We start from the raw sequence: 20667 nt of genomic DNA on the forward strand, positions 1-20667 counted from the left end.
AGGTGACAGGGCTCTTCCCCGCATCCGATCCACTATCGACGACCTAGATTACCCTAATCACTCCCGCTCAAACAGCGCTGCCGCCGCTGGAAAACCAAGATAACCGCATGCTGCCCTGCCCGTTGAAGGCAGCGAAAAACACCTGTTTTACCTCACTCTGGCAGCATCATGCACATCGAAAAATCATCACGACCGCATCTTGATTCATCCAGAATAATGCAGTCGTCTCGACTCAGCCCCGTTCGAACAGCGCCATGGACTCCAGATGACCGGTGTGGGGGAACATGTCCAGCATCCCTAGACGGGTCAGCTTGTAGCCCCCCTGCACCAGCACCTGACTGTCACGGGCCAGGGTGACCGGGTTACAGGAAACATAGACCACCCGTTTGGGGGAAAGTGCCACCACGTGGCTCATCACCTCCAGCGCCCCGGGTCTGGCCGGATCCAGCAGTACCAGATCGAACCCTTCCCGGGCCCAGGACATGCCCACGATGTCGCCGCTCAAGTCCGCCTTGTAGAAGCGGGCGTTGTCGATGCCGTTGCGGCGGGCATTCTCCTGTGCACGCGTCACCATGGAGAGCTCCCCTTCCACCCCCACCACTTCGCGGGCCTGACGGGCCAGCGGCAGGGTGAAGTTGCCGATGCCGCAGAAGAGGTCCAGCACCTTGTCATCCCTGCCTGCGTCGAGCCAGCTCAATGCCTGCTCCACCATGCGCTGGTTGACGGGCCCGTTGACCTGGATGAAGTCGCCGGGAGCGAATGCAAGAGACAGGCCATCCAGCGTGTAACTTGGTTGAGACTGTTGACGCAGAGGTTCGATCTGCTCGTCCGCCGCCTGCAGATAGAGGTCTATCCCCTGGGCGGTGGCAAACTCGGTCAAGTGCGCCCGGTCCGCCTCGGTGGGGCGACCGGTGTGGCGCAGCAGCATCAGAATGCCCTGCTCCCCCTGAATGAGTTCCACATGGCCCAGTTCGCGCTGGCTCTTCAGCCGGTTGAGGCATTCGCGCAGAGGGGCGATAAGGGCGGAGAGGGGCTCGGCCAGCACAGGACAGCCGGCAATCTCTACCAGATCGTTCGACTGGCGACGACGAAAGCCCACCCGGGTGCAGCGACCGTTCTTGTCAAACTTGATGGCCAGACGGCAGACCCGGCGGTAGGCGCGGGACTCCCCCGTCAGCGCAGGTGCCAGCGCCGGCGCCTGGATGTTGCCAAGGCGCTCGAACAGGCTGACCAGTCCCGCCTCCTTGGCCGCCAGCTGATCTCCCTCTCCCAGGTGCTGGGCACTGCAACCGCCACACTCGCGATAGTGGTCGCAGAAGGGGGCGACCCGGTTGGCCGCCGGGGTCACCACCTGTTGCAGGGCGGCGTGGGCATAGTGCTTCTTGTCGTCGATGATGCGGGCCTTGATGGCCTCGCCGGGCAGCGCCCCTTCGACGAAGATGGCCTTGCCCTGATGACGGCCGACGCCGACACAGTGGTGATCCAGACTGTCTACCGTAAATTCAATACGTTGGGGCTGGGTGGATTTCTTTTGGGGCTTGAAAAACTGGGCCATAAAACTTGGTGCCTATAGGTGGCTATGTCATGATTGTGGAATCTGCGGCAGACCATTGTCCCACAAGAATAATCGTATGACCAAATACGGCCTGAGGGCCCCAGCCGCGGCATCCGCCCCATCGTCCATTCTGACCAAAAGTGGCCCATTGATATGACCGGATACGGCCTGAGACCCCGTACAGCGACAATGACTGTATTGCCTGCCCGACCCCAGTGCCTGCATGCGCCCCGGGTCATGGCTTCTCTTGCGAAAGGCGGGTCGGCGGCATGACCAAGTACGGTCTCAGGGCCCGGGTGCTGGCCTTCACCATCTTGCCGACCCTCATCATTGGCGGCCTCATCGCCGGCTATTTCACCTTCCACCGCTATCAGCAGCTGGAAAACAACCTCATCGATCAGGGCATCAACATCATCGAGCCCCTGGCCATCGCCAGCGAATACGGCATGACACAGCACAGCCGCGAATCCCTCAAGCGGCTGATCGGGCTCACCCATCGCAAGAACTCGCCCTTCATCAAGTCCATCGCCGTCTTCACCCAGGAAAATCAGCTGTTCGTGACGTCCAACTACCACAGGGACTTCAGCCAGCTTCGTCTGCCGGACGGCAGCGTCATCCCGGCCCTGACCAGCGTCTCCGTCAACGGCGATGACATCATACTGCGCACCCCCATCCAGGCAGAGACCAGCCTGGACGGCTTCCCGCTGCCAAGCGATCTGGAGCCGCCGGTCATCGGCTACATCTCCATGCAACTCGCCACGGACAGGGCCATCGTCCTGCAGTACCGCGACGCCTTCTTCGCGGTCATCATCGTGCTCATCGGGCTGGCCATCAGCGCCCTGTTCGGCTTCCGTCTGGTCAAGAGCGTGACCCAGCCCATCACCGACATGGTGCAGGCGGTGCACCGGATCAGGGAGGGGCGGCTCGATACCCGGGTCAGCGGCCAGCTCACCGGCGAGCTGGACATGCTCAAGAACGGCATCAACGCCATGGCCAAGGCGCTCTCCGAATATCACGAGGAGATGCAGCAGAACATCGATCAGGCGACGTCGGATCTGCGGGAGACCCTCGAGCAGATCGAGATCCAGAACGTCGAGCTCGACATGGCGAAGAAGCGCGCCCAGGAGGCGGCCAGGGTCAAGTCCGAGTTCCTCGCCAACATGTCCCACGAGCTGCGCACCCCTCTCAACGGGGTCATCGGCTTCACCCGCCAGTTGCTCAAGACCAGTCTGACCCCGAGCCAGACCGACTACATGCAGACCATCGAGAAGTCGGCGCGCAACCTCCTTGGGATCATCAACGACATCCTCGACTTCTCCAAGCTGGAGGCGGGCAAGCTGCAGCTCGAGCACATCCCCTTCAGCCTGCGGGACACCCTCAACGAGACCATGCACCTGCTGGGGCCGAGCGCCCACGACAAGCAGCTCGAACTCTCCCTCCAGGTGGATGCCGCCGTGCCGGACTACCTCACCGGCGACCCCATGCGTCTGCAGCAGGTGCTCACCAACCTCACCGGCAACGCCATCAAGTTCACCGAGCGAGGCAACGTGGACGTGCGTGTCGAGCAGACCGGGGAATCCAGCGGCAACAAGGTGCGCCTGCGGGTGCTGATTCGCGATACCGGCATCGGCATCTCCGAAGAGCAGCAGCGCCAGTTGTTCCAGGCCTTCAACCAGGCAGACTCCTCCATCTCCCGCCGCTATGGGGGCACCGGGCTCGGGCTCGTCATCACCCAGAAGCTGGTGCAGCAGATGGGGGGCCAGATCCGCTTCGAATCCGAACTCGGCAAGGGGTCGGTCTTCTCGTTCCACCTGGATCTGGATGTCTCGCCCCTGCCCCAGAGCGAGCGGCTTCCGCTGGATCGCATCCAGGGCAAGCGGGTCTGGCTGCTGGAGCCAGATCCCTTCACTCACGCCTCCCTGCTCGCCCTGCTGGGAGAGTGGCACCTGGATGTGCACTCCCTGACGGTGGACGAGGAGTGGCCCCCGATGAGCAGCCAGGACATGGTGCTCATCGGCAGCAGCACCCTGCAAAGCCCGCAGCAGGTGATTGCCCGTCTCGACGGACTGGACGGCCAGCAGAACACCATAGTGCTGCTCAGCAGCCACGAGCCGGCCCTCTACGACGCCATGCTGGCCCACGGCGCCGTCCACTGCCTCTCCAAGCCCATCAACCATCGCAAGTTGCTGCACGCTCTGCTCTCCCCCGAGGCGGTACGCCGTGCCCCCCTGCCCGCGCCGACGCCGCGCAGCGTGCAGGCGGTCAAGGTGCTGGCGGTGGATGACAACGCCGCCAACCTCAAGCTCATCGCCGCCATGCTCAAGGAGATGGTGACCGAGGTGGTGGTGTGCAAGAACGGCAAGGAGGCGGTCAACCTGGCCCAGAGCCAGCCGTTCGACATCATCTTCATGGATATCCAGATGCCCGTCATGGACGGCATCAGCGCCACCCAGGCGATCCGCCACCACTCCCTCAACACCGAGACCCCCATCGTCGCGGTCACCGCCCATGCCATTCCCGGTGAGCGGGAGCGCCTCATTCGCCAGGGCATGGACGACTACCTGGCCAAACCCATCGACGAGGGGATGCTGGCGCAGCTCATCACCGACTTCGCCCACCGGCGGCACCAGAATCACGGGGATCAGCAGATAGACTGGCCCCTCGCCGTGCGTCAGGCCGCCGGCAAGCCAGCCCTCGCCCGGGAGATGCTGACCATGCTGCTGGCCAGCTTCGACGAGGTGGAGCCCATCCTGGCGGCGGCGCTGGAAGGGAGTGCCGACGATGCAGACGTGCTGGCCCAGCTCCACCGCCTCAACGGTGGCTGCGCCTACTCCGGGGTGCCGGGTCTGCAACGCCTGCTCTCCCAGCTCGAGCAGCAGCTGCGCGACGGGGTCGCCGTGAGCGATCTGGAACCCGAATTGCTGGAGCTGCAGGATGCCCTGGAGCAGGTGAGGCAGGAGGCCCCCCGCTACCTGGCCCTGACCGACTGAGGCGCTTTTTCTGACTGGACAGGCGGCAGGTGGTAACATCTGCGCCGTTTCCACAGGAGTCAACATGACCAACAACGATATTCTGCGCCGCCTGCGCTATGCCCTCAGCATCAGCAACGACCAGATGGTCGAGATCTTTGCCAAGGGCAATCTGGCCATCACCCATGCCCAGTTGCACGGCTGGCTGATGAAAGAGGCCGAAGAGGGCGAGGCACAGGAAGCGGGCTTCGCCGCCTGCCCGGACTCGGCACTGAGCCAGTTCCTCGACGGCTTCATCGCCCTGCGCCGCGGTGTGCGGGAAGATGCCCCGCCCCAGGTGATCCCGAACCGGATCAACAACAACCTGATCCTGCGCAAGCTGCGCATCGGCCTCAACTACAAGGAAGAGGAGATGCTGGGCACCCTCAAGCTCGCGAACTTCAACCTCTCCAAGTCCGAGCTGAGCGCCCTGTTCCGCGCCAGGGATCACAAGCACTATCAGGATTGCGGGGATCAGATCCTGCGCAACTTCCTGATTGGCCTCACCGCCAAATACAGGCCCGGGCCCTGATGACCGCCTTCGGCCAGGTGCGAGGCTAGACCATGGGCTGGCGCCGCCTGCTGACTCCACGCCCGTCGGCGAGCGGCGGTGCGTGTCGGTTCGCGGCGCGCTGGCGCTGGTCACTGCCCCTCATCCTGCTGCTCGGCGCCTGCCAGCCTGCACCCTATCGGCTCAATCAGGATCATCAGAGCGCCAGCCAGAACGAGCGCATCGCCTTTCTCATCCTGCACTACACGGATGAAGAGGATGCCCGCTCCCTGCGCCTGCTGACCGAGCCGGAGCACAAGGTGAGCGCCCACTACCTGATCCCCCGCGACACCGACGAGCAACCGTTCCCGGTCTACCAGCTGGTGCCCGACAGCCAGCGGGCCTGGCACGCCGGACGCAGTCGCTGGCATCACTACGCCGGGCTCAACGCCAGTTCGCTCGGCATCGAGATAGTGAATCTCGGGTATGACGAGAAAGACGCGGCCCTGCCCGCCCATCTGAGACACTGGCAACCCTATCCCCCTGCTCAGATCGACGCCCTCGGCGCCCTCGCCCGGGATCTGGTCGAACGCTACCAGATCCCCCCCACCCAGGTGCTGGCCCACAGCGATGTCGCCCCCGAGCGCAAGCAGGATCCCGGCCCCCGGTTCCCCTGGCGCGAGCTCGCCCTGCGCTACGGTGTCGGCGCCTGGCCCGACGAGGCCCGGGTGGCCGAGCTGCGCCAGACGCAGCTCATCCCCTGGGATGCGCTGCAATGGCAGCAGCAGCTTGCCCGTTACGGCTACGGCCTACCCCAGCACGGCGCCTGGGATGAGCAGAGCCGCGCCGTCCTGCGCGCCTTCCAGCTTCACTTTCGCCCCGCCCTGGTCACCGGCGAGCCGGATGCCGAGTGCCAGGCCATCCTCACCGCCCTGCTGGAGCGCTACTTCCCGGAACCAGGCTGAGACGCCCCTTCCCTTTCGCCCTCTGCACACGGATGCCCGGCCCCATGCCAGATGAACACGGGGTTCACCCCGCCTTCCACTCCTGAAAACCACAAGGGACGCCGAAGCGTCCCTTGTGGTTTTCATACCTGCGAAGCGGCATCAGATCCCCTGACGGGCTTCCTGCATCAGCGCACGCATGTCGCTGACCGCCTTGGCCAGACCGTCGAAGGCGGCGCGACCGATGATGGCGTGACCGATGTTGAGCTCATAGAGCTCGGGGATGGCGGCGATGGCCTTGACGTTGTGGTAGTGCAGACCGTGGCCCGCATTGACCTTCAAGCCCTTGCCAGCGGCGTAGGAAGCACCGGCGGCGATGCGCTTGAACTCGGCGTTGCGCTCGGCGTCCGTGGTGGCATCGGCGTAGCGGCCGGTGTGGATCTCGATGAAGGGAGCACCGCTCGCGGCGGCCGCATCGATCTGCAACGGATCCGCATCGATGAAGAGGGATACCTGAGCACCGACGGCCGCAAGACGGGTCACCGCATCGGTCACCTTGTCCAGCTGGCCCGCCACGTCCAGACCACCCTCGGTGGTCACCTCGGTGCGCTTCTCCGGCACCAGACAGACGAAGTGGGGCTTGATGCGGCAGGCGATGCCGATCATCTCCTCGGTCACCGCCATCTCCAGGTTCATCCTGGTCTGGATCGTCTGGCGCAGGATCTCCACGTCCCGGTCGGTGATGTGGCGGCGATCTTCCCGCAGGTGGACCGTGATGCCATCGGCACCGGCCTGCTCGGCCACGAAGGCGGCCTGTACCGGATCCGGATACTGGGTGCCGCGGGCGTTGCGCAGGGTGGCGATATGGTCGATGTTCACACCCAGGTAGATCTCGCTCATTGCTTACTCCTTGATACAGGTCATCTGTGAATGCCGGGACGGGTGGTGCCCGCCCCTCTGTCCATGTGCCGCCGCAGGCCGGTTCTGGTCGCGGCGACAGCATTATTGTTCATCAAAAGCGATGTCATAAACACAAAACATCACTAGATAATAAAAATCAGCTTGAAACACTGCCTTTTCGCTTCAAAAAGAGCTCCCTGCTCTTCAGTTGACGCTTGCCGAGATAGGGCTGCAGCGCCAGCCGGCTGAAACGCTTGGCCGCCTGCAGCAAGGGAGGAGTGTCGAAACGCCCCTCGGCGAAGGCCAGCAGGTGGGCGCCGAGGAACAGGGTACGGGGATCCGGCGCCCGCTCGCAAGCGACAAAGCCGAGCTCCCGCTCGAAGCCATAAAGCAGGGTGGGGTCGATGGGGGAGTCGTCGTCCGCGGCATATTCGAAGTCCACCGCGTAGCCCAGGGCCTGCAGCAGCAGGAACTCGAAGCGGCGCAGGGGCAGCTCCGGGGTCTCTCCGTCCGCCAGGGCCATGATGGCACGGGCATAGGCGTCGAACACCTCGGGGAAGGGGGTGTGCGCTTCCAGCAGGTAGTAGACCAGCTCGTTGAGATAGAGGCCGTAGAAGAGACGATCCCCGCCGAGGCGCAACGAGTGATCCGGGCACTCCACCTGGGTGAGGTTCTTGAGATCCCCCTTGCCGCGCCAGGCAATGGTGAGCAGGGTGAAGGGCTGAAGCAGCCCCTTCAGAGAGGAGCGTGGCCCGCGGGAACCGCGAGCCACCAGGGTGAATCGACCGCTATCCTGGGTGAAGACCTCGACCAGCTGGCTGGTCTCCCGATAGGGCCGACTGTGGATGACGAAAGCCGGGGTCAGCAATCAGTCGTCGCCATACCCGAGGCTGCGCAGGGCCCGCTCGTCGTCGGCCCAGCCGGACTTGACCTTGACCCACAGCTCGAGATGCACCTTGTTCTGGAACAGCCGTTCCATGTCGATGCGCGCCTCTGTGCCGATGGTCTTGATCTTCTCGCCCTTGTTGCCGATGACCATCTTCTTCTGGCCTTCGCGCTCCACCAGGATGAGGCCGTGGATGTGGTAAAGACCTGTCTCCTCCACCTTGAAGCGCTCGATCTCCACCGTCACCGAATAGGGCAGCTCCTCACCGGTGAAGCGCATCAGCTTCTCGCGGATGATCTCGGAGGCCATGAAGCGGGAAGAGCGGTCGGTCACGTAATCTTCCGGGAAGAAGTGGACGTTCTCCGGCAGCAGATCCTTGGCCCACTCGCGGATCTTCTCCACGTTGGTGCCCTTCTCGGCGCTGATGGGCAGGATGTGGGCAAAGTTCATCTGCTGACCCAGCCACTCGAGGTGCGGCAGCAGATCCTCTTTCTCCTTGACGTTGTCGATCTTGTTGACCGCCAGCACCACGGGGCACTTGAGGTGGCGCAGCTTGCCCAGCACCATCTCGTCATCCTTGGTCCAGTGGGTGCCGTCCACCACGAACACCACCATGGCCACGTCCCCCAGGGAACTGGTGGCGGCGCGGTTCATCAGGCGGTTGATGGCCCGCTTCTCCTCGATGTGCAGACCCGGGGTATCCACATAGATGGTCTGATGGTTCTCCTCGGTGTCGATCCCCAGGATCCGGTGACGGGTAGTCTGGGGCTTCTTCGAGGTGATGCTGACCTTCTGGCCGAGCAACTTGTTGAGCAGGGTGGACTTGCCCACGTTGGGGCGGCCCACGATGGCGACAAAGCCGCAATAAGTGGTATCTGTCATGACCGCGTTCCCAATGCTGATGGAGTGAAAAGAGCGCACAGTGCCGGATCCGTCATGGTGCTCATGACAGCCGTTCCAGTGCTTGCTGCGCCGCGGCCTGTTCGGCCTTGCGGCGGCTGGAGCCGATCCCGACCAGGGGGCCATCCAGCCCATCCACTTCGCACTGGACGGTGAACTCCTGGTTGTGGGCCTCGCCCTTGACGTTGGTCACCGTGTAGGTCGGCAGGGATTTGCGGCTTCCCTGCAGGATCTCTTGCAGACGGGTCTTGGGATCCTTCTGTTCGATCCCGGGCTTGATCTCGCCAAGGCGGCTGGCATACCAGCCGAGCAGGAGGCTGCGCACCCGCTCCAGATCCGTGTCCAGATAGATGGCGCCGATCACCGCCTCGACGGTGTCGGCCAGGATGGACTCGCGGCGAAAACCGCCGCTTTTCAGCTCCCCCGGCCCCAGGATCAGGTGATCCCCGAGGTCGAATTCCCGGCCCAGCTCGGCCAGCGTCTTCTCGCGCACCAGGGTGGCGCGCATCCGGCTGAGATCCCCTTCCGCCGCCTGCGGGAAGCGGTGGAAGAGGTCATCGGCAATCACCAGACTCAGGATGGAGTCCCCCAGAAATTCCAGGCGCTCGTTGTGACGGGACCCTGCGCTGCGATGGGTCAGTGCTCGGGTCAGCAGCTCAGGATCCTGAAAGACATGCCCGAGACGGGACTGCAGTCTGTTCATCTTGATATTCATTTACTTGATTCCGCCAATGCGGTTGAAGCGCACACCGGTCGGCACCCAGCTCGGCAAGCTGGACCCTTCCTCGCGCTCGAATTCGAAACTGATCCAGATGGCGACCGCCTTGCCCACCAGGTTCTGCTCGGGCACGAAACCCCAGAAACGGCTGTCGGTGCTGTTGTCGCGGTTGTCACCCATCACGAAATAGTGGCCTTCCGGCACTACCCACTCGTCGGGGTAGGTGCCGGGCTGGCGATAGTAGCGGTCCACCAAGTCCGGCATCAGCGGGTTGCGCAAGGTCTCGTGGGAGACATCGCCCAACTGTTCGGTGTAGCGATCCAGCGGGATCCCCATCTGGCTGAACTCGCCGCGCTGCTCGAACTTGACGTCCAGCTTCTGGAAGCCAGGGCACGTTTTCCCTTCCTGCTCATCGCACTTGGGCCGGATCATCAGCTCCTTGTTGCGATAGATGACCCGATCGCCGGGCATGCCGACCACCCGCTTGATGTAGTCCACCCGGGTATCCAGCGGATACTTGAAGACCACCACATCACCGCGCTTCGGCTCACCGGTCTCGAGGAACTTGGTGTTGGTCACCGGGTCCTTGAGGCCGTAGGCAAACTTCTCAACCAGGATGAAGTCGCCCACCAGCAGGGTCGGCATCATGGAGCCGGACGGGATCTGGAACGGCTCGAAGATGAAGGAGCGCAGGATCAGCACCAGCGCGATCACCGGGAAAACCCCGCCGGTCTGTTCGATCCAGACCGGCATGGGGGCCACCTTGGCCAGTGTCTTCTCGTCCACATCCGGACCGGCATTGGCACGGGCGGCGGCAATCTTGGCCGCCCGCTGCTTGGCCCAGACCAGCTTGTCGAGCGTCCAGATGATGCCGGTCAGCAGGGTGACGACGACGAGGATCAGGGAAAAGGTGCTTGCCATCGATTAATCCTTTCCGACGTGGAGAATGGCGAGGAAGGCCTCTTGCGGCACGTCCACACGGCCCAGGGACTTCATCCGCTTTTTGCCTTCTTTCTGCTTGTTCAGCAGTTTCTTCTTCCGGCTCACGTCACCACCGTAGCACTTGGCGGTGACGTCTTTACGCAATGCCTTGACAGTGCTGCGGGCGATGATCTGGTTGCCGATGGCGGCCTGAATGGCGATGTCGAACATCTGGCGCGGGATCAGCTCGCGCATCTTCTCCACCACCTGGCGACCACGATACTGGGCGTTCTCCTTGTGGGTGATGATGGCCAGGGCGTCGACCCGCTCGCCGTTGATCATGATGTCCAGACGGACCATGTCGGAGGTTTCGAAGCGCTTGAAGCCGTAGTCCAGGGAGGCGTAGCCGCGACTGGTGGACTTCAGACGGTCGAAGAAGTCGAGCACCACTTCCGCCATCGGGATCTCGTAGGTCAGCGCCACCTGCTTACCGTGGTAGACCATGTTGGTCTGTACGCCGCGCTTCTCGATGCAGAGGGTGATGACGTTGCCCATGTACTCCTGCGGCAGCAGGATGTGACACTCGGCGATGGGCTCGCGCATCTCCTTGATGTTGTTGATGGCGGGCATCTGGGCCGGGCTGTCGATGTGGATGGTGGAGCCATCGTTCAGCTCGATCTCGTAGACCACGGTCGGCGCTGTGGTGATGAGATCCAGATCGTATTCACGCTCCAGACGCTCCTGGATGATCTCCATGTGCAGCATCCCGAGGAAGCCGCAGCGGAAGCCGAAGCCCAGCGCCGTGGAGCTCTCCGGTTCGTAGAACAGGGAGGCATCGTTGAGGGAGAGCTTCTCCAGCGCATCACGGAAGGACTCGTAGTCATCGCTGGAGATGGGGAACAGGCCCGCATAGACCTGGGGCTTCACCTTCTTGAAGCCGGCCAGCGCCTTCTCGGCACCGTGCTTGGCCAGGGTCAGGGTATCCCCCACCGGCGCACCGTGGATGTCCTTGATGCCGCAGACGACCCAACCTACCTCGCCACAACCCAGGCCGTCGGTGTCCACCTGCTTCGGCGTGAAGATACCGATGCGATCCACACCCCATACCTGACCGGTGCTCATCACCTTGATCTTGTCGTTCTTTTTCAGGGAACCGTTCTTGATCCGCACGAGCGACACGACCCCGAGGTAGGAGTCGAACCAGGAGTCGATGATCAGCGCCTGCAGCGGCGCCTCCGGATCCCCTTCCGGGGACGGGATCTTGGCGACGATCTCTTCCAGCACCAGATCGACACCGAGGCCGGTCTTGGCGGAGCAGCGCACCGCGTCCACCGCATCGATGCCGACGATGTCCTCGATCTCCTCGGCAACCCGCTCGGGCTCTGCGGCCGGCAGGTCAATCTTGTTCAGCACCGGCACCACTTCCAGATCCATTTCCATGGCGGTGTAGCAGTTGGCCAGAGTCTGTGCCTCAACCCCCTGACCGGCATCCACCACCAGCAGTGCCCCTTCACAGGCAGCCAGGGAGCGAGAAACCTCGTAGGAGAAATCCACGTGGCCCGGGGTGTCGATAAAGTTCAGCTGATAGGTGTTACCGTCTTGTGCCTGGTAGTTCAGGGTCACACTCTGTGCCTTGATGGTAATGCCGCGCTCCCGCTCCAGATCCATGGAGTCCAGCACCTGGGCCTGCATCTCGCGATCGGACAGGCCGCCGCAAGTCTGGATCAGACGGTCCGACAGGGTCGACTTACCGTGGTCGATGTGCGCAATAATCGAAAAGTTACGAATGTGTTTCATCGAGCAAGAATCACTCAAAATTAAGTTAGGGTCGGATATGAGGGCAGGATTTTACTGGATAACCCGGTCGACGGCCAATCTTTAGTCGGCGGGCCCCACAAATAGCGCCTTGTCTGGCGGGCGTTGGGCACCTGGATGCCCTCCGCCAGACCCGGCCCCTCAAGAGAGATGACGGGTATTGAGCACCACCCCGAGCATGCGGGGACCGTATTCCCCCTGCTCGAGCCGGTCAGAAAAGTAACGAACCAGTAAAAATCCGATGGCGCCGCCCAGCAGACAGCAGAGGATGGTCACCCCCTCTCCCGCCGACAAGAGCGGCACCAGCCAGAGCTGGCCGAGCAGGGCGCCCAGCAGCAGACAGAAGAGCGGCAGCACGTACACCAGAGCCGCACCGCGCAGGATGCTGGCCTGAGGGATGCCCAGGCGGATCTGCTGGCCCACCGCCACATCGCCGGTGAGGGCGACCCGCAGCCGCTGCGCCTTCATGGGAAAGGCCTTGGCGACGGTGCCGGTCCCGCAGCTGGATTGTTGGTGGCAACCGCTGCAGGCGGATCGCCGCTCACACTCCACCCAGGCGTGATTGCCGTCGATGGCCACTACTGTGGCCAGCTCTTCACTCATGTTACTCACCTGATGACTCCTCACAGGGGGCGGTGGATGCTCCGGATCTCAGCACGGCGGCACCCTCAGGGCAAGTCTCACGGCAAAGACTCACTGCACCGCCTCGTTGCGGGCCAATGGCTGCACTGCCTCGGCGATGCGCTTGGCGGTTTCGGCGGGCACCTCGCCCACCACGGTGATCTCCACCCCGACCTCGTTGACGAAGCTCACCAGCGAGGTGGCCCCCTGGCGAATCAACTGCTGGCGCACCGCCTGCTTGGGATCGACCCGTGAGACGTAGACGGAGAGATCCACCAGCCCATCGGAGAGCATCATGTAATCCACCGGCAGACTGGTGCTGACCAGCTGATGCCGATCCTGAGAGAGCACCTTGAAGCCATCGGGCAACCAGGTCAGGTGCCAGTTGAGGGTCTGCTGGGGAGCGGGATAGGCATCTTCCAGCGCCAGCGCATCCGGCAGCTTGCTGCGTGCCAGGGTGACCAGCCAGGGGGCCGGCGCAGATTGCCTGTCCAGATCCACCCCCAGCACCTGCTCCACCAGATTGCCTTCCCGATCCACCATGTCCACCCGCAGCAGCAGATGGCTCTGTTCATCAATCCAGAGCACGAAGCCGTACTTGTCCGCCTCCTTGGGCACCAGCCGCACCACTTGTGCCACCAGGCCGGCCACCCGGCTGCGGCCCGCCAGCACGGGGTCATAACTCTCCATCACCCGGGGCAGCGGCATCCTCACCAGGCTCGACCAGACCCCGGGGAAACGCGCCCCCTTGAGGGTGTAGGGTTCATGGGTGTTTTCGAAGAAGGTGTATTCGTTCTGGCGTTGCAGGAACTCCACGGCCTTGCCGTCGAGATAGCTCAGGTGAGCCACCTCCTTGCCATCGATGATCCCGTGGCTGAAACGGATAGGCTCGAGGCGCCCCTGGCGGGCCTTGACCATGGACAATTCGAAGTTCTGTTGCGAAACGGCACTCTGCATCTGCTGCAACAAGGCCTCGGCCGACAGATCGTCGGCCGAGGCCTTGGCACAAATCAACAGGAGAGAGGCCAGCAGGATACGGCTGGACTGGCGCACGATCTGATCCCTAAAAATGCGTTATTCCTGAATCTGCTTGTCTTGCAGCAGACGCTGTTGCAGTTGATGGTCGCGCAGGAAGGCATTGATGCGCTCGCGCTGCTCCTGCATCTGCTGCTCGCTCAGACCTTGCTGACGCACACCGGTCCGGCTGCCATCCTGGGGATAGTGCACGCTCACCGGCGCAGCACTGCCACCCACGGGTATGGTATTGAGCACCGGGCTGGTCGGCACACCATCCTTGCCCTGGTACTGCTGCACGCCGAAGATGACGGCGGCAGCCACGGAGGCGGCAATGGCATACTGCCCCACTTGCTGGCCAAAGCGGCGAACGAAGGGGATCACCTTGCCGGCGGGCTGCACCTGGGGCGCAGCAGGCTGTGCCGGCTTGGGCGCCAGTATGGTGGGTTCATCCTCCAGCGCCAGCATGATGCTGTCGCTGAGATCCAGTTGCAGATTGACCGGCAGGTCACCCCGCATGGCATCACCGATCAGATGGTAACGCGACCAGGTATCCTGCAGAGCGGGATCCGTTCCCAGCTCGTTCAGTACCTCGATTTCGCTAAGGTCGCCATCCATCAGGGCTGAAAGTTGCTCTTTATTTGCCATAAGTTTGCCTGTCTTTCCCCAGTTAATGCTCGATCAGAGGTTGCAGCTTTTTATCGATTGCTTCCCTCGCCCGGAAGATGCGGGATCTCACCGTACCCACCGGACAATCCATGATCTCCGCAATCTCCTCGTAGCTCAGCCCTTCCATTTCACGAAGGGTGATCGCCGTTCTCAAATCTTCTGGCAAGGCTTCTATGGCGGTAAACACGGTACGCTTGATCTCGTCGGTCAGCGCCAGGTTTTCCGGGGTGGCCACCTCTTGCAGGGCTTCACCACCACCATAATATTCAGCCTCGTCCGCTTCGACATCACTGCTGGGCGGTCTGCGCCCCTGTGACGTCAGGTAGTTTTTGGCCGTGTTGACGGAAATCCGGTACAACCAGGTGTAAAACGCGCTCTCGCCACGGAATGTCGGTAACGCACGGTAGGCCTTGATGAATGCCTCCTGCGCCACATCCGGTACATCGCCCGGATTGTTGACATACCTGGCCACCAGGTTGACCACCTTGTGCTGGTACTTGCGTACCAACAGGTTGAATGCATTTTTATCGCCACGCTGGACCCGTTCAACCAGCTGTTCGTCCAGTAGATTCTGGTCGCTCATCAGAGCCGTAAAACCCCCATCAGGTTATCGTTTTTCTTTTCCGGCCCCTTCTAAGCGCACAAGTTCAGACAGGAGGAATCAGGGAAAGTTCGCTTGCATTGAAAAAAATGTGATGCGGGCTGCATCACAACCCCCCTTGGGCTACCATGGGGCCAGTTCTTAATCCAGGCCAATGATACTTATGAAAGCAAGTGTTGAATACCTTTGCGACGTACTCATCATTGGCAGCGGTGCCGCCGGTCTGTCCCTCGCGTTGCGATTGGCAGACCAGGCCAAAGTCCTGGTTCTGAGCAAGGGGCCCATCAGTGAGGGGGCCACTCTCTATGCGCAAGGAGGCATCGCTGCCGTGTTCGACGAGACCGACAGCATCGAATCCCACGTGAGCGACACGCTCAACGCCGGCGCCGGGTTGTGCGACCCGGCAGTGGTGGAGTTCACCGCCCGCAACGCCCGCGACTCCATCCAGTGGCTCATTCAGCAGGGAGTCCCCTTCGATCAGGAAGAGGATGCCGAGGGGGAATCCCACTATCACCTGACCCGGGAAGGGGGCCACAGCCATCGCCGCATCTTCCACGCGGCCGACGCCACCGGCAAGGCGGTGCAGCTCACCCTGATCGACCAGGTGCGCGCCCACCCCAACATCCAGCTGATGGAGCGCTTCAACGCGGTCGATCTCATCACCACCCGCAAGCTGGGTCTGCCGGGCAACAAGGTACTGGGAGCCTATGTCTGGAATCGCAACGCCGAGCAGGTCGAGGTGATCCGCGCCCGCTTCGTGGCGCTGGCCACCGGTGGTGCCTCCAAGGTGTACCAGTACACCTCCAACCCCGATGTAAGCTCTGGCGACGGAATCGCCATGGCATGGCGCGCCGGCTGCCGGGTGGCGAACCTGGAGTTCAACCAGTTCCACCCCACCAGCCTGTTCCACCCGGACGACCCCAACTTCCTGCTGACCGAGGCCCTGCGTGGCGAGGGGGCCTATCTGCGCCGCCCGGACGGCAGCCGCTTCATGCCGGAGTTTGACGAGCGGGCCGAGCTGGCCCCGCGGGACATCGTCGCCCGCGCCATCGACCACGAGATGAAGCGCCTCGGGGCGGATTGCATGTATCTGGACATCAGCCACAAGCCGGCGGATTTCATCATCAAGCACTTCCCGACCATTTATGAGCGCTGCCTCGCGGTCGGTATCGACATCACCAAGGAGGCGATGCCCATCGTCCCGGCGGCCCACTACACCTGTGGCGGCGTGATGATCGACAACAACGGCCAGACCGACATCCCCGGCCTCTATGCCATCGGCGAGGTGACCTATACCGGGTTGCACGGCGCCAATCGCATGGCCTCCAACTCCCTGCTCGAATGCGTGGTCTATGCCCATCAGGCGGGAGCCGACATCCTGGCCAAGCTGCCCACCAGCGTGGCGCCCCCCAGTCTGCCGGCCTGGGACGAGAGCCAGGTGGATGACTCGGACGAGCAGGTGGTGATCCAGCACAACTGGCACGAACTGCGACTGATGATGTGGGACTACGTGGGCATAGTGCGCACCAACAAGCGCCTGGCCCGGGCCAAGCGTCGCATCGATCTGCTCAAGCAGGAGGTGCAGGAGTACTACGCCAACTTCCGGGTCTCCAACAACCTGCTGGAGCTGCGCAACCTGTTGCAGGTGGCCGAGCTCATCGTCAACTGCGCCCTGGAGCGCAAGGAGTCTCGCGGTCTGCACTACAACCTGGATTATCCGGACATGCAGCCGGACTCCAAGCCGACCGTGCTGACCCCGGATCGGGAATGACGCCGGATCAGGAATAAGGTCGTTGCGTTCGATTCGGGCGTATGCCCTCCCCCAGATGACCCCGCCCAGGCGGGGTCATCTGCTATGAGCGGCAGATGTGGCAGGTAGAGAGAGACGCCCCTAGCGGACAGCGAGGTGGATGGCGCGGGCCAGGGCGCGGTAGTGTGCAGGGGCCAGGGCATCGGAGAAGAGCCAGAGCTGCCCCTCGGAGCCCTCCACCGTCTTCAGCCGCAACCAGAGCACCCCGGGCAGGATGCGGCTGCGGGGATCCAGCCGATGGCGCGCCCCTTGCCACTCGAGCCACTCCCCATCCCAGACGAGCACGCCGCTCGCCGCCGGATGGCGGCGCAACGCGCGCCACAGACTCAGCCCCCAGACAGGGAGGAACAGCCCCCATTGCCAGCCCTGGATCAGGCTGGCGACGGGCAAGAGCAGCAACAGAAACAGGATGCACAGCAGCAGACGCTGCTGGCGGGAGGCGATCACGGGCATCACTACCCGCTGGGGAGACGCGAGGCTGGCCATGAGGGGTGGCGGTCGCGAGTCGGGCTCAGCGCAGGCTGTCGTGGCGGGCCTGGTTGCGCTCGAGGATCAGGGGGATCATGGCGGCAAAATCGGGATCCTCGGGCACGCCGTGACCCATGCACCAGCGGAACAGCTCGGGATCCTCGCACTCCAGCAGGCGGATGAAGGTGCGCTGTTCGGCCTCGCCGAGGCCATCGAACTCGTGCTCAAAGAAGGGCATAAAGATCACATCCAGCTCGAGCATGCCGCGACGGCAGGCCCACTTCAGGCGGGACTTCTCACTTGGGTTCAACATGGAACTCTCCTTACAAAGACCGGGGAATGGTAGCAGCAGGATTTTCCGGCTGACAAACATTCCTTACGTCTTTACCATGCAGGTCACATACTTTCTGTCTCTGGAATCCCATCGTGAGCCTGCCGACCCCTCTTCTTCCTGCCGAGCCGACCCTGTTTTCCCTGACCAACCTGGCCATCACCCGCCTCGGCGGCCCGGATCGCGCCAAGTATCTGCAAGGTCAGGTCACCTGCGACGTCAACGCCCTGCAACCGGGCCAGAGCACCCTCGGCGGCCACTGCGATCCCAAGGGCAAGCTGTGGAGCGATTTTCGCCTGCTCTGCCTGGAAGACAGCCTGCTGATGCTGACCAAGCCCTCGGTGCTGGCCCGCCAGCTGCCGGAACTCAAGAAGTTTGCGATCTTTGCCAAGGTCGAGATCGGCGAGTTTCAGGGCAGCCTGACCGGACTGGCCGGTCAGGGGACGGACGACTGGATGGCACAGCACTTCGCGCTGACCGGCACCGGCCTGGTGGAGGGCGGCATGGCAGTCAGGGTGGAGGCGGACCGCTGGCTGCTGGCGAGCACATCTTCGCTGGCCCTGAACCTGCCGGTGGGCGACGAAGGACTCTGGTGGGGGCTGGAAATCAAAGCCGGTCTCCCCCATCTGGAAGCGGTCCATCAGGGGGAATACATCCCCCAGATGCTGAACCTGCAAGCCCTTGATGGCATCAGCTTCAACAAGGGCTGCTACATGGGGCAGGAGACGGTGGCGCGCGCCAAGTATCGCGGCGCCAACAACCGCGCCCTCTTCGTGCTGAGCGGCACTGCCGCAACGCAGGTAGCCAGCGGTGACACCCTGGAGATCCAGCTCGGTGACAACTGGCGCCGCAGCGGTCTGGTGCTCAACGCCTGGCAGCAGCAGGGTCAGGTGTGGCTCACCGCCGTGCTGCCCAAGGATACCGAGGCCGACGCCCGCTTCCGCCTCAAGCTGGAAGAGGGCTCCAGCCTCGGTCTGCAACCCCTGCCCTATGCGTTGATCGACTGAAGCCCCCCTAGCGAGGCACCCGCGCCAGCAGTGCCTCCTGCAGCCAGCGCCCCGCCTGCCCGAGCGGGCGGGCGCGATACCACTGCAACTCCAGCGCCAGTTCCGCCTCGGCGATGAAGTCCGGCTTGAGCACCACCAGCTCCCCCCGCGCCAGGGGCCGGTGCAGCAGAAACTCGGGCACCGCCGCCCATCCCAGCCCCAGTTTCACCAGCTCCAGGATCCCGAGATCCCCCTCCACCCACCACACTTGCGCCGAGAGGCGGAAGCGATGGCGCTCCGTCCCCTCCCGCCGTCCGGTCACCATCAACTGGCGAGCTCCTTGCAGGTCGCTCTCCTTCAACGGTGTCTTGTGGGCCAGGGGGTGATCCGGAGAGACCACCAGGGGCATGGTGACCGTCCCCAGGGAGCGGGAGACCAGCTCCCGCTCGGGGTGCGCCTTCTGATAGCTGATGCCGAGCTGGGCACGGCCGCTCTTGAGCAGCTCGGTCACGTCCTCCATCAGCGGGAACAACAGCTCCAGCTCCACCGCCGGGTAACGGCTGGCGAACTCCTCCAGCAGGGAGCCAAGCCAGGGCAGGTGGGAGTCATCGTCGATGGCCAGGGTGAGGCGCGACTCGACGCCGTTGGCCAGTTCGCCGGCGATGGCCTGCAGTCGCTCGCTCTGGGCCAGCAGCACCCCTGCCTCCTGACAGATGCGGGCACCCGCCTCGGTCAGCACGGGATAGCGGCCGCTGCGATCGAACAACGCAAGGCCGAGATCGATCTCCAGGTTGGCGATGGCGGCACTCACCACCGACTGGGCCTTGCCCAGCCTGCGCGCAGCCGCCGAGAACGACCCGGTCTCGGCCGTCGTCAGCAATGCCTTGAAGTGTTCCAGTGAAGGGGTCATGAGCCTGCTCCGCCGTGCAGTTGTGTCGTCACATCTATCTATTTTAGCGATAGATACCAACGTGAATCTATCCGGTTTTGGCGATACATTGCCGCCATTCCCTGACCAAAGAGAGAGACAGACCATGCGTACGACCCGTGACCGCCTGCGCCACGCCATCGGCTTCGAATTGATTGGCCTGCTGATCGCCGCTCCGCTGGCCAGCTGGGTGACCGGCGTCGGGCTCAACCACATGGGCCCCCTGGCCCTGTTCTTCTCGGTGGTCGCCACCGTCTGGAACTATGTCTACAACATCGGGGTGGACAAGCTGCTGCTGCGCTATCAGGGCCACACCCACAAGGCGCTGTGGCAGCGTGTGCTGCACACCCTGGGGTTCGAGGGGGGCCTGCTGATCGTGGCCCTGCCGGTGATGTCCTGGTGGCTCGACATCGGCCTGCTGGAGGCGCTGGTGCTGGATATGGGCTTCGTGCTCTTCTACCTGGTCTATGCCTTCGTCTACAACTGGAGTTACGACAAGGTGTTCCCCATTCCCATGGGACAGGTGCAGAAGGCGCTGGGATAAGCGATTCGAGGGGTAAGGGCGAGGCACCATCATGCGATGGCATGATGGTGCTGAAGAGGGCCTCGCGGGGTCAGGCCTGGGCCTTGACCTCTTCCGGCGGGGTATCGTCCTGCCTGGTTTCCTGGCGCATCATGGCTTCGAGGTCGCTCTGGTACTGGTTCAGCATGCGCTGGGCCGCCACCATGTCCCCCTTGTGCAGGCGCTCGAACAGATGATGCTGCACCACGCCGTTGAGGTACTCCACCGTGATGGGTTGCTCCAACGCCGACAACAGCTCCTCTTTTTCCAGCTCCGCATTGATCTCGTCGACACTGGTACGCAGCAGACCGGCCAGTTGCACCAGCATGCGGCGCTCCCCTTCACGCAACAGGCTCAACATGCGGTTTCTCTGCTGCTCATTCTGTTGGGTCATACATTTCCTTACGTAGAATTGGAACAAGCCCGCTCATTCTGCCCTGTCCTTTTCACAGCGTCCATCTCGGGCGCATGACTTATTCCGGGTGCGGGGGGCCGGGTGCTATTTGCCCCCCGGCCCGGTATAGTAACGGCTGATCCAGG

The 20667-nt window shown here is 63.0% G+C and carries 21 protein-coding genes; 6 read left to right on the top strand and 15 right to left on the bottom strand.

All coding sequences use genetic code 11. The annotated features are described in order from the left end of the window. Positions 1-232 precede the first annotated feature (232 nt). Positions 233-1555 (bottom strand): 23S rRNA (uracil(1939)-C(5))-methyltransferase RlmD, encoded by a 1323-nt coding sequence (rlmD, locus tag HKD46_RS09080; protein ID WP_171865317.1) that lies wholly within the window; start codon positions 1553-1555, stop codon positions 233-235. A gap of 269 nt (positions 1556-1824) precedes the next feature. On the opposite strand from rlmD, the gene barA reads away from it, so the two are divergent. The 3 genes from barA to HKD46_RS09095 all read left to right on the top strand — a co-directional run bounded on the left by barA (position 1825) and on the right by HKD46_RS09095 (position 6018). Beyond that, on the top strand, positions 1825-4545 hold the full coding sequence (gene barA, locus HKD46_RS09085) for a two-component sensor histidine kinase BarA (protein ID WP_171865319.1): 2721 nt from the start codon (positions 1825-1827) through the stop codon (positions 4543-4545). 64 nt (positions 4546-4609) lie between these two features. Next, the gene (locus HKD46_RS09090; RefSeq protein ID WP_010675634.1) at positions 4610-5095 is read left to right on the top strand and encodes a DUF1456 family protein; all 486 of its coding nucleotides are present in this window, start codon (positions 4610-4612) and stop codon (positions 5093-5095) included. 32 nt (positions 5096-5127) lie between these two features. Further along, the gene (locus tag HKD46_RS09095; RefSeq protein ID WP_171865321.1) at positions 5128-6018 is read left to right on the top strand and encodes an N-acetylmuramoyl-L-alanine amidase; all 891 of its coding nucleotides are present in this window, start codon (positions 5128-5130) and stop codon (positions 6016-6018) included. A 141-nt stretch (positions 6019-6159) separates the two neighbouring features. On the opposite strand, the gene pdxJ is transcribed toward HKD46_RS09095, so the two are convergent. The 10 genes from pdxJ to rpoE all read right to left on the bottom strand — a co-directional run bounded on the left by pdxJ (position 6160) and on the right by rpoE (position 15024). Further along, positions 6160-6897 (bottom strand): pyridoxine 5'-phosphate synthase, encoded by a 738-nt coding sequence (gene pdxJ / locus HKD46_RS09100; protein WP_010675636.1) that lies wholly within the window; start codon positions 6895-6897, stop codon positions 6160-6162. 157 nt (positions 6898-7054) lie between these two features. Next, positions 7055-7765, bottom strand: coding sequence for a DNA repair protein RecO (recO, locus tag HKD46_RS09105; RefSeq protein WP_039040537.1), 711 nt, complete (start codon positions 7763-7765; stop codon positions 7055-7057). Continuing rightward, on the bottom strand, positions 7766-8665 hold the full coding sequence (gene era / locus HKD46_RS09110; protein ID WP_041211854.1) for a GTPase Era: 900 nt from the start codon (positions 8663-8665) through the stop codon (positions 7766-7768). It lies immediately after the preceding gene. 61 nt (positions 8666-8726) lie between these two features. Beyond that, positions 8727-9398 (bottom strand): ribonuclease III, encoded by a 672-nt coding sequence (rnc, locus tag HKD46_RS09115; RefSeq protein ID WP_010675639.1) that lies wholly within the window; start codon positions 9396-9398, stop codon positions 8727-8729. Further along, entirely contained in the window at positions 9399-10322 is a 924-nt protein-coding gene (lepB, locus tag HKD46_RS09120) for a signal peptidase I (RefSeq protein WP_010675640.1), read from the bottom strand. 3 nt (positions 10323-10325) lie between these two features. Next, entirely contained in the window at positions 10326-12119 is a 1794-nt protein-coding gene (lepA, locus tag HKD46_RS09125; RefSeq protein WP_010675641.1) for a translation elongation factor 4, read from the bottom strand. A 159-nt stretch (positions 12120-12278) separates the two neighbouring features. Then, positions 12279-12740 (bottom strand): SoxR reducing system RseC family protein, encoded by a 462-nt coding sequence (locus HKD46_RS09130; RefSeq protein ID WP_039040538.1) that lies wholly within the window; start codon positions 12738-12740, stop codon positions 12279-12281. 90 nt (positions 12741-12830) lie between these two features. After that, positions 12831-13811, bottom strand: coding sequence for a MucB/RseB C-terminal domain-containing protein (locus HKD46_RS09135; RefSeq protein ID WP_010675643.1), 981 nt, complete (start codon positions 13809-13811; stop codon positions 12831-12833). A 21-nt stretch (positions 13812-13832) separates the two neighbouring features. Next, positions 13833-14420, bottom strand: a complete 588-nt coding sequence (locus tag HKD46_RS09140) for a sigma-E factor negative regulatory protein (RefSeq protein WP_161470275.1) — start codon at positions 14418-14420, stop codon at positions 13833-13835. Positions 14421-14442: 22 nt separating this feature from the next. Beyond that, on the bottom strand, positions 14443-15024 hold the full coding sequence (rpoE, locus tag HKD46_RS09145) for an RNA polymerase sigma factor RpoE (RefSeq protein WP_171865323.1): 582 nt from the start codon (positions 15022-15024) through the stop codon (positions 14443-14445). A gap of 181 nt (positions 15025-15205) precedes the next feature. On the opposite strand from rpoE, the gene nadB reads away from it, so the two are divergent. Next, positions 15206-16813, top strand: a complete 1608-nt coding sequence (nadB, locus tag HKD46_RS09150; protein ID WP_048208412.1) for an L-aspartate oxidase — start codon at positions 15206-15208, stop codon at positions 16811-16813. Positions 16814-16933: 120 nt separating this feature from the next. Here the strand turns inward: nadB and HKD46_RS09155 are convergent, their stop codons facing one another. Together HKD46_RS09155 and HKD46_RS09160 are read right to left on the bottom strand one after the other, a co-directional pair. Continuing rightward, positions 16934-17305 carry a protein YgfX gene (locus HKD46_RS09155; RefSeq protein ID WP_043154867.1) on the bottom strand — a complete coding sequence of 124 codons (372 nt, stop codon included), beginning with the start codon at positions 17303-17305 and terminating at the stop codon, positions 16934-16936. A 58-nt stretch (positions 17306-17363) separates the two neighbouring features. Beyond that, positions 17364-17633 carry a succinate dehydrogenase assembly factor 2 gene (locus HKD46_RS09160; protein WP_041213909.1) on the bottom strand — a complete coding sequence of 90 codons (270 nt, stop codon included), beginning with the start codon at positions 17631-17633 and terminating at the stop codon, positions 17364-17366. 113 nt (positions 17634-17746) lie between these two features. Between HKD46_RS09160 and ygfZ the strand changes: the two genes are divergently transcribed. Next, on the top strand, positions 17747-18658 hold the full coding sequence (gene ygfZ / locus HKD46_RS09165) for a tRNA-modifying protein YgfZ (RefSeq protein ID WP_052815669.1): 912 nt from the start codon (positions 17747-17749) through the stop codon (positions 18656-18658). Positions 18659-18665: 7 nt separating this feature from the next. Here ygfZ and HKD46_RS09170 read toward each other — a convergent pair whose 3' ends face one another. Next, complete coding sequence (locus HKD46_RS09170) at positions 18666-19547, bottom strand: LysR family transcriptional regulator (protein ID WP_103243715.1); 882 nt, start codon at positions 19545-19547, stop codon at positions 18666-18668. A 124-nt stretch (positions 19548-19671) separates the two neighbouring features. On the opposite strand from HKD46_RS09170, the gene HKD46_RS09175 reads away from it, so the two are divergent. Next, positions 19672-20109, top strand: coding sequence for a PACE efflux transporter (locus tag HKD46_RS09175; protein WP_039040541.1), 438 nt, complete (start codon positions 19672-19674; stop codon positions 20107-20109). 70 nt (positions 20110-20179) lie between these two features. Here HKD46_RS09175 and HKD46_RS09180 read toward each other — a convergent pair whose 3' ends face one another. Then, positions 20180-20521: a hypothetical protein gene (locus HKD46_RS09180; protein ID WP_010675652.1), complete on the bottom strand. Its 342-nt coding sequence runs from the start codon at positions 20519-20521 to the stop codon at positions 20180-20182. Between the last annotated feature and the right edge of the window lie 146 nt (positions 20522-20667).

It is taken from the genome of Aeromonas sp. TW 6 (assembly GCF_013168745.1).
GTDB lineage: Bacteria > Pseudomonadota > Gammaproteobacteria > Enterobacterales > Aeromonadaceae > Aeromonas > Aeromonas caviae.